Genomic DNA, 16799 nt, shown 5'->3' on the forward strand with positions numbered 1-16799 from the left:
GGGTCAGGCGTCAGCCCAGCGCCGCAGGAGATTGTGGTAAATGCCGGTCAGCCCGATCACCGTCTTGTCGGTGTGGCTGCGATCGGCGGCGAGCGTCTGCACCGCCTGATCGAGATCGAACAAGGTCTGCCGCTCGCCATCGTCGCGGACCATCGACTGGATCCAGAAGAAGCTGGCGACGCGCGCGCCCCGCGTCACCGGCGCCACACGGTGAAGCGACGAGGCCGGATAGAGGATCATGTGGCCGGCCGGCAGCTTCACGGCCTGCGCACCGAAATGCCCCTCCACGATCAGCTCGCCGCCGTCATAGGCGTCGGGTGCTTCAAGGAAGATGGTGGCGGACAGATCGGTGCGAACGCGCAGATCGGTGCCGCGGCGGATGCGCACCGCGCTGTCGATATGCGTCCCGAATGCCTGCCCGCCGCCATAGCGGTTGAACAGCGGTGGATAGACCTTGAGCGGCAGCGCGGCCGCGATGAACAAAGGCGATCGGTTGAGCGCCTCCAGCACGATCCGCCCGGCCTCCTGCGCGGCCGCGCTGCCCTCGGGCAATTGCTCGTTCCGCTTGGCCAGCGCCGACTGGTGCCCGGAGGTGACGTTGCCGTCCACCCACTCGGCCGTGTCGATCAGCCCGCGGATGCGGGCCAGTTCGTCCGCATCGAGCAGGTCGGGAATCGGAAGCATCATGCGCTTGTGCCTAGACGGCGGGGGCAGGCAGGAGAAGCGCCCGCCCCGGCCCGCCCTTACATCTTCACGTTCAGCGTCAGCACCGCCGAGCGGGCATCGCCCGGCGTCGCCCAGCCATTGTTGCGGATGCGCGTGAAATACAGCTTGTTGCCGATGTTCTTGACGTTCAGCTGCACGCCGATGTTGCGGGTGAAGTCATAGGCCAGATAGCCCTGGTGGGTCAGCCAGTCGTCGGAGCGGATCGCCGCGGTGGTCGGCGTTGCCGCCGTCAGCAGGAAGCCGTCCTGATAGGTCAGGCCGTAGCCGACCGTCAGGCCGAACGGCAGGCGATAGGTGGTGAACAGGCTGCCCGAATGCTTCGGCGTCTGCGGCAGGAACTGGTCACCACCCGGATTGGGGTTGGCGGGCGTGTTGGTGCAGCTGCCGGTGCCGGGATTGGCGAGGCAGTTGTCCGACACCGACTGGAGCAGCTTGGCCTTCAGGTAGGTGTAGTTGGCCGTCACCGTCCACGCCGGCGTGATCGCGCCCGACGCACCCAGCGCGATGCCGTCGACGCGCGACTTGCCGTCGAGCTGCTGGTCCGGCACCGTTGGGTCGCCCGAGACGACGGCATATTTGTCGCGCTCGTTGCGGAAGGCAGAGGCCGTCAGCAGCAGGCCGCCGTCGAACACCTCGGCCTTGGCGCCGATCTCGTAATTCTTGGCCGATTCCGGGCTGATGTTGCAGGTGGTGTTGACCACGCCCGGTGCCGCGGCCGTGCACGAACCGTTGACCGAGTTGCGCGACGGGGTCCTCGAATTGCCATAGGCGATGTAGAGGCTGACCGGCTCGACCGGCTTGTAGTTGAGGCCGACGCGGTAGGAGAACAAGGTGTCCGCGTTCTTCGCCGTCGCGCCGACCGTCCGCTGCCCGAGCGTCGCGGCGGCGGTGGACAGCGTGTCGCTCCGGTTGTTGCCGCTGTTGCGCTCGACGCGGGCGCCCGCGCTCAGCTCGAACCGGCCGAGCTTCATCGTATCGAACAGATAGGCGGCGACGTTGGTCTGCTCGGCCACCGTCGCGCTGGTCGGGATGAAGTTGATCGGGCCGCCATAGGTGTTGCTGCCGTAGGTGAAGTTCGGGTTGGCGGGCCCGGGCACGATCTCGTTCGGGTTGGCGATGTTGATCAGCGGCAGCCGGGTGTAGAAGGCCGAGCCGTTGGCGTTGCGCAGCACGTTGCCGGTCAGCAGGTCGTACCGCTCCCACGTCGCCGCGCCGCCCAGATCGATCGTGTGCTCGATGGGTCCGGTGCTGAACACCGCCTTCAGATCGATCTGGTCGAACAGCAGCTGGTTGCGCGTGTCGCGCGTGTTTCCGCGCGGACCGGTCGGGTAATAATAGCCGGCCGGGACGACGACGTTGTTCGGCGCGGCGGTGGTGCCGATGTTGACGGTGCAGGCGGCCCCCGTCGGCGTGCGGCCGGTCGCGGCGAGGCAATAGGTGCCCTGCGGCGGATTGACCCGCGTCTGCTGCTGCGAATCCTGCCAGCGCGCGAGATTGCGGATCGACACCGTGTCGCTGAACGCATGTTCGAAGATGGCAGTCAGCTGATCGACGTTGATCCGCTGCTTGTCGACATCGCGGAAGCCGAAATAGTCGCTGCGGCTGACACCCGGCACACGCCCGCCATTATAATAGGGCACGCCATATTGGGGGATATTGTCATCCTCCTGATGGTTGAACTGCAGCGTCAGGCTGGTCGGTCCGTCGATGCCGATGGTGAGCGACGGCGCGATGCCCCAGCGCTTGTAATTCTCGACGTCGCGGCCCGGTATGTCGTTCTTGTGCCACATGCCGTTCAGGCGCACCGCGACGATGTCACTCACGCGGCGGTTGAGATCCACGGTTGCGCGGTAATAATCGTCCGTGCCGATGCCCGCCGTCGCGATATAGGCGTCGTCCGCCTTCGGCCGCTTGGTCACGATGTTGATGTTGCCGCCGGTCGAGCCCGCGCCCGAAATCACCGAGTTGGCGCCGTTGGTCACCTCGATCTGCTCGAGATTGTAGCTGTCGGTGCGGGTGATCTGCGCGCTGTCGCGCACGCCGTCGATCGTGATGTCGTTGCTGGCGCTGTAGCCGCGGAAGGTGATGTTGTCGCCGGGGCCGGTGCCGCCCTCGCCTGCGCCGAAGGTGATGCCCGGCACGGTGGAGAGCACGTCGCGCAGCGTCAGCAGATTCTGCTGCTCGATCACCTCGTTGGTCAGCACGGTGATCGTCTGCGGCGTATCGCGCACGGGGCGCGTGGCCTTCGGCGTCTCCTGACGGCGGCCCTTCTCCTCCAGCACGGTGCTGCGGACGACGACGCCTTCGAGTTCGGCGCCCTGTTCGCCCGGCTGCTGCTGCGCGACAACGCCCGTCAACGGCGCGACACAGGACAGCGCGAGGAACGAGCCCCGCGCCAAAGCGCTCTTCATCGGTTTTGCCCCTTACCCTGATCTAACGGGTGATCAGCTATTGCGAGCCGTTCGCAGTGTCAATGCAACTCAATCGCAATAAGGAGCTGGTGCGTGACCGAGCGACCGCTCGATCGCGCGTATTCAGGCCGCTGCATTCCGCAGATAGCTTGTCAGAAGAACAACTTACGAACGCTGAGCGTCACCGCGCGGCCCAGCGGGTCGAGATAGCCGGGCTGGTAGCTGACCGGCGTCGTTCCGGCAGAATCGCGCACCCGCAGCCGCTCGTTGAGCAGGTTGGAGACATTGAGGCTCACCCGCATGCCGCGGAGAAACGGATGCTCGCGCGCCAGCGATTCGATGCTGCCGAGATTGGCGAACAACCGCACGCCCACCGTGGTCAGGTCGGAGAAGCGAAGCAGCTCGCCACCATTGACGCCGCCCGCCACCTGCGTCGCGGCCTGCCAATTGGCATTGACCCGCAGGCCGAGGCCGTTGCGCGTAATGCCGGTCTGCGCCTCAATCTCGTGCCGCGGCTGCCCGCCGGAAGAGGCGATCGCATCCTCGCCCAGCAGGTCGAGCAGCGGACCGCCGGGCGCGATCAGCAGCTCATCCTTGATGTGCCACGTGTGATAGATCGCCGCCTGCACACGCGTGCCGCGACCGCCGGGGCCGCCGCCGAACCCGCCGAAGCCGCGTCCACCCGGCCGGCCACCGGGCCCCGCCCCCGTTTCACGCGGCCGCGGCTCGCCACCCGGCGCGGCAGCCTGATCGCCCGGCCTGCCTTGACCGCCCGGCGGCAGCATGTCCCGCCAGGAGCGGCCGCCCTCCCCGTCGCGGCGCGGCGGCGGCGCGGACACCTGCTTGGAGAAGTTGAAGCCCCAGCGCAGTTCCGACCGCTTCGACCAGGCGAAGTTGATCGGCCGGCTGTCGATCCGCAGCAGCCGGCCCGCGGCATCGCGGGTAAAGCGATCCGGGAAGGCCGCCTCGATCGCGGCAGTGGCCGTCGGGAAACCGGCGATCGGATTGTCCACCTTGCTGCGGACGAAATTGCCGGTCAGCGACAGGTCACCCCGCGGGATGGTGACCGGCCGCAGCGTGACGCCGAGCTTGAACACCTTGCGCTCATCCGCTGCCAGCGCCGGATTGCCGCCGGTCAGCCGCACGATCTCCGCCGTCTCGCCCCGGACGAAATCGAACACGCGGACGCCCGCCGTCGAGATGGTCGGATCACCCAGCTGGCGAATGGTGGGCGCGCCCTCGTCGAGATTGTAGGAGGCGATCAGGCTCACCTGCCGGATGGGCGACCAGGTCGTGCCGATCCCCATGGTGCGCAGCGTGCCGAAATCCGACACGCGCTCGAACCCCAGATTGAGGTTGGCCGACAGTTCGCCCAGCGCCGCCAGCGTGCCGCGCTTGCGGCTGGCGATCGGCAGGTCGAGGCTGGCCTGGCTCGATACGCTGTTGCGTGACAGATCCGTCTCGCTGCGAATGCCTGAGCGCACCGCGCTGCCATCGAGGTCGCTCAGCGTGCCGCCGATGCGCAGCGTCGCGGTCGCCGCACCCGCGGGCAGGCGGAAGGGCGTGCCGGTAACGATGCCCTGCACCTCCCCGGTGGATCCGGTGGAGCGCGCGCGATCGGTGAGCAGCGTGACACCACTGAGCGGCGCGAAGGGGTTGAGCGCGGGATCACGCGCTGCCACGCCCGCCTGGAGCGCGGTCAGGTCGAACCCGGTCTCGGTCCGCGTGCGCACCGTGTCGCGATCGTAGGTGCCGGTCACCGTCCAGTTCCAGCCGCCCTTGATCTGCCCGGTCAGCGTGGTGCCGAGATGGCCCGACCAGGTGCGCGAACGCTGGGCGAGCGGGTCATATTCGTCGAGATAGCGGAACAGCGTCGTGTCCCCCGCAAATGGCGAGAACGGGCCCCCGGCCGGCAGCGTCAGACGCGCCCGCGCCAGGCCCTGGGCGCTCTGCGTATCGCTGTAGGTCAGCGTGCCGTTCAGGCTCGCGCCGACGCTGCCGAGGATGGTCCGTGCCAGCACCCCGTTCAGCGTCACCGTATCGCTGCCCGCCAGCAGCGTGCGATAGGGCGTCGTTTCCGTCACGCGCGGCGCGTTGGCGAAGGCGGACAGCGGCTGCGCTCCACCGGCCGCAGCGGTCGGCACGCCCAGCACCGTCGCGCTGCCCAGCCGCGGATCGACCGCGGCGCCCGGAACCGCGGAGGTGAGGTTGCCGATCGTATCGAACGGCTGGCTGGCCGCCTCACCCACCAGATCGCGTTCGCTCTCGTAGAGCGGGGTGGCGCGATCGTACCGGAGCGACAGGTTCTGCCGCGTGCCGTCGCGGATGCGGAGCAGGCCGGCGTCGCCGCGCTGCGTGCTGCGGCCGCCCTCGGTGGCGAGGCCGCCCTGCCCTTCCACCGTCACCGCCCGGAAACGGCGGCGCAGCACCACGTTGACCACCTTCTGCGTCGGCCGGTAGCCATATTTCAGCGCCACCTCCTCGGGCAGGATCTCCACGCGCTGGATCGCCTCGGTCGGGATGTCGCGGATCTCGGCAAAGCCGGAGATGCGACGGCCACCCAGCAGCACCACCGGCCCCTCGCCGCCACGCCCCTGTACGCTGCCCGTCTGCGGCGCGAGTTCGGCCAGCAGCTCGCTCAGCGAGCTAACACCGTAGGAGCGGATGTCCGCCCCGTTCAGCGTCACTTCCGGCGCGATGTCGCCGACGACGCTGCCTTCGGGCTTGCGACCGGTGACGACCACCTCCTCGGCCATCTCCTCGGCACCGCCACCCGCTTCCTCCGGCATGGGCTGCCCGGCCAGGTCGGGCGCCTGCGCCGCGGCGAGCGCGGAGGCGGAGCAGAGCAAGGCGGCGGCAAGAGCGTGCAAGCGGGACATGGACTTCCTGTCTGGCGGGGCTGACCGCGCCCCCTTTTGGCCCGGCGCGATCCGGCTAAAGCGCAGGCCCTGCTGCAAGATGTTGGTTTCGACACATAAGCGTCAGGGCCGTAACGGTTCCGTCGCGGCCGCGCCTTTGCGGCCGTCTACCAAGCAAGATAAACCCCGCCTCCGCACCTCTACGCGCGGCCACCGCCACGCGCTATGCGGCGGCATGACGAACACGTCCCGCACCCTCCTCGTCCTCGGCGGCGCCCGTTCGGGCAAGAGCCGCCATGCGCAGCGGCTGGCGGAAGCGGGTGGCGGCGCGCGGCTCTTCTTCGCCACGGCGCAGGCCTATGACGACGAGATGCGCGAGCGGATCGCGCGCCACCAGGCGGATCGCAATGCGAGCTGGACGACGGTGGAGGCGCCGATCGACCTGCCTGCTGCGATGCGCGCGGAGGATGCGGGCGGCCGCGTGCTGCTCGTCGACTGCCTGACGCTGTGGCTGTCCAACCTGCTGCTGGCCGACGCGGATCTTGAAGCCGCTGGAGACGATCTGATCGCAGCGGTGGAGCAGGCGCAGGCGCGCATCATCCTCGTCTCCAACGAAGTCGGCTTCGGCATCGTGCCGGACAATGCGCTCGCCCGCCGCTTCCGCGATGCGGCCGGCCGGCTCAACCAGCGGCTCGCCGCGGCATGCGATGCAGTGGATCTGGTGGTCGCCGGCCTGCCGCTGCGGCTGAAGGGTGGTCAGCTATAGCGTTCCTCGGCCCACGGATCACCGCGCATGTGGTAGCCGTTGACCTCCCAGAAACCGGGCCGATCGGCGCCGAGCAGCTCGATCGCGCTGATCCACTTGGCGCTTTTCCAGAAATAGAGGTGCGGGATCACCAGCCGCGCCGGGCCGCCATGCTCGCGCGTGAGCGGACGGCCCTGCCAGCCATGCGCCAGCAGTGCGTCTTCGGCGGCGAAGTCAGCCAGGGGAACGTTGGTGGTGTAGCCGTCATATCCGTGCAGCAGCGCGTGCGTCGCCTCATCCCTCGGGCCGACCAGATCGAGCAGGGTACGCGTCGACACGCCCGCCCAGTCGTTATCGTACCGGGACCAGCTGGTGACGCAGTGGATGTCGCTGCGGGATTTCACCTGCGGCAGCGCCATCAGCCCCGCCCAGTCGAGCGTCACCGGTCGTTCCACCATGCCGCCGATCTTCAGACGCCATCGTTCGTGCGAGACATCGGGCTGGCGACCGAGATCGAGCACGGGCCAGTTCTTGACGAGGTGCTGGCCGGGGGGCAGCCGCTCGCCGGCCGCGCGCACCGGAGCCTGCGCGAGAAAGCGCCCCTCTTGCGCCCATTTCTGCTTGGTGCGGGTCAGCTTGCTGTCGGGCGGGGGCGCGGCTTCGTCCATCTGCGGCTCCTCTGGCGGCACGGCGCCGTAACGGCATTTTCGTAGGTAAAGCGGGAACTTGCGCGCGCGCCAAGCACTGATTCCGACATCACGAGCAAGACTGGAGAGCAGGCGATGTCGTTTATGGACAGGGTGATCGGCGCGCTGACGCCGCCCGAAAGCGACGAGACGCGCATGGAAGCCCGCGCCAGCGCGCGCCGGCAGGCGATCGGCGGCGACTGGCTGGCGCTCGTCCTCGATCACCATGAGCAAATCGAAGCGGCGTTCGCGGCGGTGAAGGCTGCACCCGACGCCTCCAGCGCGCGGGCCGAGCAGAAGAAGTTGGCGCTGCTGCTCAACGGCCACGCCATGGCCGAGGAAGCGGTGCTCTATCCCGAGATGGCGGACAGCGGCCACAAGGGCCATGCCGGCATGGCCTATGAAGAACAGGCGATGACCAAGGTGCAGCTGGCGCTGCTCGACAAGCTGGAGCCGCTGACCAAGGATTATTACGACAAGCTCGAGCATATCCGCGGTGCCGTCACCCACCACATGTATCAGGAAGAGAGCAGCTGGTTCCTCGACCTGAAGCGCGAGGTTCCGGGCAGCCGTCAGGCGGTGCTGGCCGATCGCTACAAGGAAGAGGTGCACCGCTACGCCCCCGATCTGCTCGCCTGAGCGGACCCCCGTGGCGGAGGGCGGCTGCGCGCTGCTCGTCGGCACCTATGACCGGCTGGGCGGCAGCGGCGTGGTGCCGCTGACGCTGACTGCCGACGACCGGCTAATCGTAGGCGAGCCGATGTCGCAGGCGCGGAATGCTTCCTGGTGGGTGCCCGCTGGCGACCTGATCCTTGCCGTGGACGAGCAGGATCAGGGCGAGATCGCCGCCTTCGCCACAGCCGATTGGGAGCCGCGCTTCCGGCGGTCGTCAGGCGGTGCCGCGCCGTGCCATCTTGCCTTCGATCCCGCCACACGCAAGCTCGCCGTCGCCAATTACGAGAGCGGAAGCGTCACGCTGTTCCGGCTGGACGAGGCGGGCCGACCCACCCGCCTCGGCATGGCCTTGCTCACTGGCCATGGGCCGCATGCCGAGCGACAGGCCGGCCCGCATGCGCACTGGGTCGGCTTCGCCGATAGCGGGCGGCGGTTGCATCTGGTCGACCTTGGGGCGGATCGCATCCTATCCTTTACTGTCGATCCGGAGCGCGGCCTTGGCCAGCCCGCAACCGCATGGCATGCGCCGGCCGGGTCGGGGCCGCGGCACCTGGCCTTCCTGCCCGGCACCGATCTGGCCGTCCTCGCCAGCGAACTCGCCTCCACGCTGACGATGCTCCGCCGCACCGGTCCGGACGGCTATGAGGCCGTGCAGACGCTCACCAGCCTCCCGCCGGATGCGGGCGAGAGCCTGATTGGCGCCATCCTCACCACCGAAGCGGGCGATCGCATCCACGTCAGCAATCGCGGGCATGACAGCATCGCGACCTTTGCGCTGGAGGGCGGGCAGCTCCGGCTGCTCGGCCATGTGCCGAGCGGGGGCGCCATGCCCCGCCACCTGCTGCTGCTCAAGGAACGCGCCCGCCTGCTCGCCGCCAACGAGGAAGGGGGTGGCGTCACCCTGTTCGCGGTCGGGCCGGACGGGACGCTGCGCTCCCTGCCCGCACGCGCGGACATAGCGGGCCCGGTCTTTCTGGACCGCGCCTGACGCCTCAGCCCGCTACCGCGCCGAAACCGCCGCCCAGCGCCCGCACCAGCGCGACGGCCGCCTGCAACCGGCTGGTCTGCAACAGGATCGCACTCCGCTCGGCATCGAGCGCCGCGGTCTGCGCCGTGACCACTTCGAGATAGTCCGACGCGCCATCGCGGTAACGGACGAGCGCCAGCGCCTCGGTACGCGCCGCCGCACTTGCCGCCGCGCGCTGGTCGACCGAGGCCTGGGCCAGCAGACGCGCCGCGGCGATCGCATCCTCCACCTCACGGAAGGCCGTCAGCACCGTGCCGCGATACTCTGCCGCCGCCTCGTCAAATTGCGCCCGGCTGATCCGCACCTGCGCGCGCCGCCGTCCGCCATCGAACAACGCGAGCACCGCCTGCGCAGGCCCCAGCGCCCAGAAGGTTGCCGGATTGCTGAGCAGCGCGCCGCTGGTCGCGTCGAAGCCCGCCGCGCCGCCGAGCGTGAGTGTCGGGAAGAAGGCTGCGCGCGCCACGCCGATCCGGGCATTGGCGGCGAAGATGCGCCGCTCCGCTTGCGCAACGTCGGGCCGGCGCTGGAGCAGTTCGGACGGGAGGCCCGGCGGCACCAGCGGCGGCGGCGCCAGCCCGTCCCGCGCAGCGAGGCTGAAGCTGGATGGCACCTCGCCCACCAGCGCGGCGATCTGATGCTCCAGTGCGGCGCGGCGATTGACCACCTCCGCGATCCGGGCACGCGCATCGGACAGCAATGTCTGCGCGCGGCTGACGTCCAAGCCGCTGGCGATGCCGCCGTCGTGGCGCGTGACGGTGAGCTGATGCGCGCGGGCGAAGGCCGAGACGGTGCGATCGAGCAAGGCGCGCTCGGCATCGAGACCGCGGAGCCTGACATAAGCATCCGCCAGCTGCGCCTGCAGGCTCAGCCGCACGTCCGCCAGATCGGCCGCGCTTGCCTGCGCGTCCGCGCGTGCGGCCCGCACCGAGTTGCGGATGCGGCCCCACAGATCGACCTCGTAGGCGAGCTGCGCGCCCACGGTGAACTCGTTGAAGGTCGCACTGCTGCCCGCCAGCGGCCGCCGCGCGGACAGCCGGTCCCGCTCGGCCGACGCAGCGGCGCTGACCTGTGGGGCGAGATCGGCCGCCTCCACCCCGACCTGCGCACGCGCCTGTTCGTAGCGGGCGAGCGCGGCGGCCAGCGTGGGGCTCGCCCGCTCCACGCGCGCCTCAAGCGCGTCGAGCACCGGATCGTCGAACAGCCGCCACCATGCGCCGCCACCCGCCGCCTGCGGCCGCGCGGGCGCCCAGCCCGCGGGCACAACCGGCGCGGCTTCCTTATAGTCGGCCGGAACAGCGGTGATGGGCGGGCGATAGTCGGGTGCGGCAGAGCAACCCGCCAGCGCGATCAGCGCGGCGGCCGCGACGTCACGCCTTGCCATTGCCCGCCTTCGGCTGGGCCGTATCATCCTTCGGCGCGGGGGCGGCCTGCACCCGATCCCCGGTCTGGACCGCATCCGGCGGCATGTCGATCACGCGGTCACGAGGGGTCAGGCCCGAGCCGACCTCGATCTGGCGGCCGAGATCGCGTGCGATCGTTACCCGCTTGATCGTCACGCGGCCGCCCGCATCGACGGTGGCAACGCTGGTGCCGTCGCCACCGAACATGAGCGCGCTCGACGGAATGCGCAGCGTGCCCGCCTGCGCTGCCAGCGGGAAGCTGACCTGTGCGAAGGCGCCCGGCTTCAGCGCGCCGTCGCCATTGCCGGTCTGCAGCTCGACCAGCATCGCGCCCGAGGCATTGTCGACCGCCCCGGCCGAACGGGTCAGCACCGCATCGAAGGCGCGGCCGGGATATTCCGGCAAGGTGAGCGCCGCGTGCATCCCCTTGTGGATCTGTCCCGAATAGCCCTGCGGCACGCGCACGTAGATCCGCACGCGGTGCGCATCGGAGACGGTGAACAAGGGCTGGGCCGCGCTGGTGCCCGATACGACGAGCGCACCGATCTGCGCCGAGCGGCTGGTGACGATGCCCGCAAACGGCGCACGCAACTGGGTGAAGCCTTTCAGCGCCTCCAGCCGGCGAACATTGGCGAGGCTGGCATTGGCGACCGCGGTGCGCGCGCGGTAGTCGGCGGCGCGCTCATCCGCCTCCTGCTGCGACACGGCGTCCGCCTTGAGCAGGTTCGCCCAGCGCTTGGAAGTCGTGCCTGCGAGCGCCTGCTGCGCCAGCGTGGTCTGATAGTCGGCACGCGCCTGCGCCAGCTGCTGGTCGAGATCGGGCGCGTCAAGGATGGCGAGCGGCTGGCCGGCGCGGACATGATCGCCAATGTCCGCCAGCCAGCGGCGCAGATAGCCATTGGTGCGCGCATAGATCGCTGCGCTGTTATAGGCCTGGATCGCGCCCGGCAGCACGAGATCGCTGTGCGCGCCAGCGGTCTCGGGCAGCACATAAGCGACGGTCATCGTGCCGGCCTGCGCCGCCTCACCGGCAAGATGCCGGTCGTTCGAGTAGCGCGAGGCGATGCCCCAGCCCGCGATAGCCAGCGCTGCGATGCCGACACCGAGGCCGATGCGCTTCAACCCGCGCAGTTCGCGGCGGTCCGCCTCGTCGTCGGGCGGGAGTGTGTCGTGGGTGGCAGGCTCAGGCATAAGCGAGGTCGAGATCCCGGGCGGGCGGCGCGGTGCGCCTCTTGCGGTGGAGATAGCTGAACACGGTCGGCACGAAGAACAGGGTCGCGATCGTGGCGACGATCAGGCCGCCGATCACCGCCCGGCCGAGCGGCGCATTCTGCTCGCCTCCCTCGCCCAGGCCGATCGCCATCGGCAGCATGCCGATGATCATGGCGAGCGCGGTCATCAGCACCGGGCGGAAGCGGACCATGCCCGCCTCCATCGCCGCCTGCGCCGCATCGCCCAGCTCCGCCAGCCGCTCGCGCGCGAAGCTGACGACGAGGATCGAATTGGCGGTGGCCACGCCCATGCACATGATCGCCCCCGTCAGCGCGGGGACCGACAGCGTGGTGCCCGTCAGGAACAGGATCCACACGATGCCCGCCAGCGCACCCGGCAGCGCGGTGATGATGATGAAGGGATCGAGCCAGCTCTGGAAGTTGACGACGATCAGCAGGTAGATCAGCAGCACCGCGCCGATCAGGCCGAAGCCGAGGCCGGAGAAGGCCGTGTTCATCGTCTGATACTGGCCGCGCAGCGTCACGGTCGTGCCCTTCGGCTTGTCCTTGTCGAAACGGTCGATCACCTTCTGCACGTCCGCCGCCACCGCGCCGAGATCGCGGTCCTGCGGGGCTGCATAGATGTCGAGCACGGGCATGATGTTATAGTGGCTGACCACCGGATTGGTGTTGGTCCGGTAGATGCGGCCGAGCCCCCCCAGCACCTGCGTCGCGGCATTGGCGCCTGACACCGGCACCGCCGACAGCGCGTTCAGCGAACCCAGCTGATATTCGGGCGTCTGCGCCACGACCGGGTAGGAGACGCCATTTTCCGGATTGAGGAAAAAGACGGGTGCGGTCTGCGACGTGCCGGCGAGCGAACTGGCCAGGCTGTTGGTCACATCCCGCTCGGTCAGCCCATATTGGCCGATGCGCGTGCGATCGATGTCGACGTTGAGCTGCGGATAGCGCGCGGTCTGCTGAAGCCGCACGTCGGCGAGGCCGGGCACGCGGCGGAGTTCGCGCAGCAGCCGCTCGGCAAAAGCAGCGTTGGCGACGGCGTTCTTGCCGGCGATCTGCACGTCGATCGGCGACGGCGCGCCGAAGTTCAGGATCTGGCTGGTGATATCCGCCGGCAGCATCGAGAAGGTGACGCCGGGAAAACTCTTCGGCAGCTCCCGCCGCAGCATCGCGACATGCTCCGAGGTCGGGCGATGATGCTCGGCAAGCGAGATCAGGATATCGCCGTCCTGCGGACCGATCGTGCCGCTGTTGTTGTAGACGGTGTTCAGGGCGGAGACCGGCAGGCCGATATTGTCGGCCATCCGCGCAACTTCACCCGGCCCCAGCAGCACGCGGATGCGCCGCTCGATTCGGTCGAAGATGGCGGCGCTCTCCTCGATCCGCGAGCCGACGGGCGCACGCACGTGCAGCGTGATCTGTCCCGCATCGACTGCCGGGAAGAAGTTGCGGCCGAGGAACGGCACCAGCAGCAGCGACAGCAGCACCACCGCGACGAAGCCCGCCATGAACGGTCGCCGCCGCCCGATCGCGAGCCCCAGCCAGCGGCCATAGCGGGCACGCACCCGCTCGAACCGCACTTCGAACGCGCGCTGGAAGCGGACGAGCGGATTGCGGGAGGGCGGCGCGGCGTGAACGTCCTCGCCCGGCTTGTGCGGCTTGAGCAGATACATCGCCATCGTCGGCACCAGCGTGCGCGACAGGATGAACGATGCGATCATCGCGAACACGACGGACAGCGCCATCGGCACGAACAGGAAGCCGGCGACGCCGGGCAGCGCGAACATCGGCACGAACACGATGCAGATGCACAGCAGCGACACGAAAGCGGGCGTCACGATCTGCGCCGCACCGTCGAGGATCGCCTGGACGACGCCTTTCCCCTGCTCGAGATGCCAGTTGATATTCTCGATGGTGACGGTCGCATCATCGACGAGGATGCCTACGGCGAGCGCCAGCCCGCCCAGCGTCATCACGTTCAGCGTTTGCCCGAACGCCGCCAGCGCGGCGACCGCGGCCAGCACCGCCAGCGGGATCGACAGCGCGATGATGACGGTGGACCGCCACGAGCCGAGGAACAGCAGGATCATCAGGCTGGTCAACGCCGCGGCGATCGCGCCTTCCTTGACCACGCCGGAGACCGCCGCCTCGACGAACAGGGACTGATCGCCGATCGGCTCGATCTTCAGCGAGGCGGGCAATCCGGCTGCAAGGTCCGGAATGCGATCCTTGATCCCCTGGATGATCGCCAGCGTGGAGGTGGCGCCGTTCTTCAGGATCGTCAGCAGCACCGATCGGTGGCCATCGACATGCACAACGTTGGTCTGCGGCGCGGAGCCGTCACGGACGTGGGCGACATCGCGCATGTAGATGGTGGCGCCGTTGACCACCTTGACCGGCAGATCGTTCAGCGCCTCGACCGAGCTGGGCGCGTTGTTCAGCTTGACGCTGTACTGGAAGCTGCCGATCTTGGCGAAGCCGGCCGGGTTGATCTGGTTCTGCGCGGCGATCGCGGCCCCGACATCCTGAGCGGACAGGCCGCGCGCCTGAAGCGCGTTCGGATCGATATCGATCTGCACCTGCCGCTGCCGCCCGCCCGAGGGAAACGGGATCGCGGCACCGGGCACAGTGACGAGCTGTGGCCGCATCTGGTTCTGCCCGATGTCGAACAGCTGCTGCTCGTTCAGGCCCGGCCCGGTCACCGCCAGCTGCACGATCGGCACCGTCGATGCGCTGTAATTGAGGATCAGCGGCGGGGTGACGCCGGGCGGCAGCTGACGCAGCACCGTCTGGCTGACGGAGGTGACCTGCGCCGTCGCGGTGCGCACGTCCGCATTCGGTTGAAGAAACACCTTCACCACGCCGATGCCCTGGAGCGACTGGCTCTCGACATGTTCGATATCGTTGACGGTCGTGGTCAGCACCCGCTCGTACGGCGTGATGATGCGGCCTGCCATCTCCTCGGGAGCCAGACCGGAATATTGCCAGGCCACCGCGATCACCGGCACGCGGATCTCGGGAAAGATGTCGACGGGGGTGCGCAACGCCGCGCCGATGCCTACCATCAGGATCAGCGCCGCCATGACGATGAAGGTCAGCGGCCGCGTCAGCGCGATCTTGACGATGTTGAGCATCGCTGGAGCCATCCCCGAGCCCGACCGCGGCGAGGACCGCCGGAGCCGCATGCAGCGAAGGCGACTCCGCTGCACTGCAAAAAGTGTAACGAACGTTGTCTCAGTTCAAATATATGATACGGCAGGATCGATATCTTTTGCGACCTGATCGATGGAACTGCGCCACCTCCGCTACTTCGTCCGCGTTGCCGAGGAACGGCATTTCGGTCGCGCCGCTGCCGATCTCGGCATCTCGCAACCGCCGCTCAGCCAGCAGATCCGCGCGCTCGAGGAGGAACTGGGCGTGCCGCTGCTCGAGCGGACCAGCCGCCGTGTGGAGCTGACCGAAGCTGGCCGCCTGTTCCTGCCCGAGGCACGCGCCACGCTGGCGCAGGCGGCGCATGCCGCCGACGTTGCACGGCGGGCGCTGGCGGGAGAGATCGGCACGCTGGCCGTCGCCTTCTCAAGCTCGGTCCCGTTCGTGCCTGTGGTCGGCCGCGCGCTCGCAGGGTTCCGGCGCGATCACCCGGCCATCCACCTGACTTTGGCCGAGCTGCCGCGCGACGATCAGTTCGACCAACTCGCCACCCGCGCGATCGACCTCGGCTTCGTTCGCGGCTTCGAGCCCTTGCCGCTGCCGCCGCTCCTTTCCGCCATCCTGATCGGGGAGGAGCCGCTACTGGTCGCTATCCCGACTGACCATGCGCTGGCGCAAGAGGATCGACCGCTCGGCGCGGCCGATCTCGCCGGTCTGCCGGTGGTGCAATATCAGGCGGCGGCGGGCGCGGGCTTCACCGATCACCTCTCCGCCATTTTCCGCCGTCGCGGGCTCGATCTGCATGTCGCGCAGGAGGTGGGTGGCCTTGCCAGCCTGATCGGCCTCGTCGCCGCGGGCATCGGCATCGCCCTCCTCCCCCGCTCGCTCGGCACGCTCAAGGCGGACGGGCTGACGTGGCGGCCCTTCGATGAGCCGGGCGCGCTCAGCCGCCTGTGGCTTGTCCATCATCAGCAATGGCCGAAGACCGCGCGCCTGTTCGCCGCATTGCTGAGCGCTGGTGCGGAGCAGGATGAATAGCGCAACCGCATGGCGATAGCCGGAATCGTCGGGTAAGTCGGCCCCCGCCCTGCCGCCGGAGACCTCAGAATGACCGCTGCCGATCGTTTCAACGCGCTGCTGCGCGAATGCCCGCTCGTCGCAATCCTGCGCGGGCTGACGCCGGCGGAGGCGATCCCCGTTGCCGATGCGCTGCGGGACGCAGGGATCCGCATCCTCGAAGTGCCGCTCAACTCGCCCGATCCGCTCGCCAGCATCGCCGCGATCGCCGAGCGCCATGGCGACGCGCTGCTGGTCGGTGCGGGCACCGTGTTGGAGGTGGAGGATGTCGCACGCGTGGCGGCGGCGGGCGGGCAGCTGATCGTCTCGCCGTCCATCGACGAGGCGGTGATTGCGGCAACGGTTGCGGCCGGCCTGGTCTCGGCACCCGGCTATTTCACGCCAACCGAGGCATTCCGCGCGCTGAAGGCGGGCGCGCATGCGCTGAAGCTGTTCCCGGCGGAAGCGGCATCGCCCGCCGTCGTCAAGGCGCAACGGGCGGTGCTGCCGCGCGTGCCGCTGCTCGTCGTCGGCGGCATCCAGCCGGACACGATGGCGCCTTATCTGGCGGCCGGCGCGGACGGCTTCGGGCTTGGCTCCGGCCTCTACAAGCCAGGCCTCTCCGCTGCCGAGGTGGGCAGCCGCGCGCGCGCTTTCGTGGCCACGCTGGCGGCGCTCGGCTGAACGGCGGTCGAGTTCAATCCATCAACAACGCCGAGCGGCAGGAAGGCCGACGGTGGCGACGGCAGCGGAGGGAGGGCTGCCGAGGGTTGCGCCACCGCCGGCGCGAGCGCCACCGATGCTCCGACGCACGAGGGGAGTGCGCGACGGAG

General features: G+C 69.0%; 12 protein-coding genes. 5 read left to right on the top strand and 7 right to left on the bottom strand.

The window, feature by feature from the left end:
* Positions 1–3: 3 nt before the first annotated feature.
* The 3 genes from BM360_RS04085 to BM360_RS04095 form a co-directional block, all read right to left on the bottom strand.
* Positions 4–687, bottom strand: a complete 684-nt coding sequence (locus BM360_RS04085; RefSeq protein WP_093311086.1) for a Fe2+-dependent dioxygenase — start codon at positions 685–687, stop codon at positions 4–6.
* Between the two features lie 56 nt (positions 688–743).
* Positions 744–3137 carry a TonB-dependent receptor gene (locus tag BM360_RS04090; protein WP_093311089.1) on the bottom strand — a complete coding sequence of 798 codons (2394 nt, stop codon included), beginning with the start codon at positions 3135–3137 and terminating at the stop codon, positions 744–746.
* A gap of 152 nt (positions 3138–3289) precedes the next feature.
* On the bottom strand, positions 3290–6016 hold the full coding sequence (locus BM360_RS04095; protein ID WP_093311091.1) for a hypothetical protein: 2727 nt from the start codon (positions 6014–6016) through the stop codon (positions 3290–3292).
* 214 nt (positions 6017–6230) lie between these two features.
* On the opposite strand from BM360_RS04095, the gene cobU reads away from it, so the two are divergent.
* Positions 6231–6761: a bifunctional adenosylcobinamide kinase/adenosylcobinamide-phosphate guanylyltransferase gene (gene cobU / locus BM360_RS04100; protein WP_093311094.1), complete on the top strand. Its 531-nt coding sequence runs from the start codon at positions 6231–6233 to the stop codon at positions 6759–6761.
* On the opposite strand, the gene BM360_RS04105 is transcribed toward cobU, so the two are convergent.
* The gene (locus BM360_RS04105) at positions 6752–7408 is read right to left on the bottom strand and encodes a sulfite oxidase-like oxidoreductase (protein WP_093313730.1); all 657 of its coding nucleotides are present in this window, start codon (positions 7406–7408) and stop codon (positions 6752–6754) included. The genes cobU and BM360_RS04105 overlap by 10 nt on opposite strands.
* Positions 7409–7522: 114 nt before the next feature.
* On the opposite strand from BM360_RS04105, the gene BM360_RS04110 reads away from it, so the two are divergent.
* A complete protein-coding gene (locus tag BM360_RS04110) occupies positions 7523–8065 on the top strand; it encodes a hemerythrin domain-containing protein (RefSeq protein WP_093311097.1) in 543 nt (180 codons plus the stop codon).
* 10 nt (positions 8066–8075) lie between these two features.
* Positions 8076–9089 carry a lactonase family protein gene (locus tag BM360_RS04115; protein ID WP_165611197.1) on the top strand — a complete coding sequence of 338 codons (1014 nt, stop codon included), beginning with the start codon at positions 8076–8078 and terminating at the stop codon, positions 9087–9089.
* Between the two features lie 4 nt (positions 9090–9093).
* On the opposite strand, the gene BM360_RS04120 is transcribed toward BM360_RS04115, so the two are convergent.
* Genes BM360_RS04120 through BM360_RS04130 form a run of 3 tightly spaced genes read right to left on the bottom strand, consistent with a single transcriptional unit; the run spans position 9094 to position 14894 of the window.
* Entirely contained in the window at positions 9094–10509 is a 1416-nt protein-coding gene (locus tag BM360_RS04120; RefSeq protein WP_093311102.1) for an efflux transporter outer membrane subunit, read from the bottom strand.
* Complete coding sequence (locus BM360_RS04125; protein WP_093311105.1) at positions 10496–11719, bottom strand: efflux RND transporter periplasmic adaptor subunit; 1224 nt, start codon at positions 11717–11719, stop codon at positions 10496–10498. The genes BM360_RS04120 and BM360_RS04125 overlap by 14 nt, the downstream gene beginning before the upstream one ends.
* Positions 11712–14894: an efflux RND transporter permease subunit gene (locus tag BM360_RS04130; RefSeq protein WP_093311107.1), complete on the bottom strand. Its 3183-nt coding sequence runs from the start codon at positions 14892–14894 to the stop codon at positions 11712–11714. Before BM360_RS04130 ends, BM360_RS04125 begins: the two co-directional genes overlap by 8 nt.
* Positions 14895–15045: 151 nt before the next feature.
* On the opposite strand from BM360_RS04130, the gene BM360_RS04135 reads away from it, so the two are divergent.
* Both BM360_RS04135 and BM360_RS04140 read left to right on the top strand, forming a co-directional pair.
* Complete coding sequence (locus BM360_RS04135) at positions 15046–15948, top strand: LysR family transcriptional regulator (RefSeq protein WP_093311111.1); 903 nt, start codon at positions 15046–15048, stop codon at positions 15946–15948.
* A 69-nt stretch (positions 15949–16017) separates the two neighbouring features.
* Entirely contained in the window at positions 16018–16650 is a 633-nt protein-coding gene (locus BM360_RS04140; protein WP_093311114.1) for a 2-dehydro-3-deoxy-6-phosphogalactonate aldolase, read from the top strand.
* The last annotated feature ends 149 nt before the right edge of the window (positions 16651–16799 follow it).

The organism is Sphingomonas jatrophae, assembly GCF_900113315.1.
GTDB lineage: Bacteria > Pseudomonadota > Alphaproteobacteria > Sphingomonadales > Sphingomonadaceae > Sphingomonas_P > Sphingomonas_P jatrophae.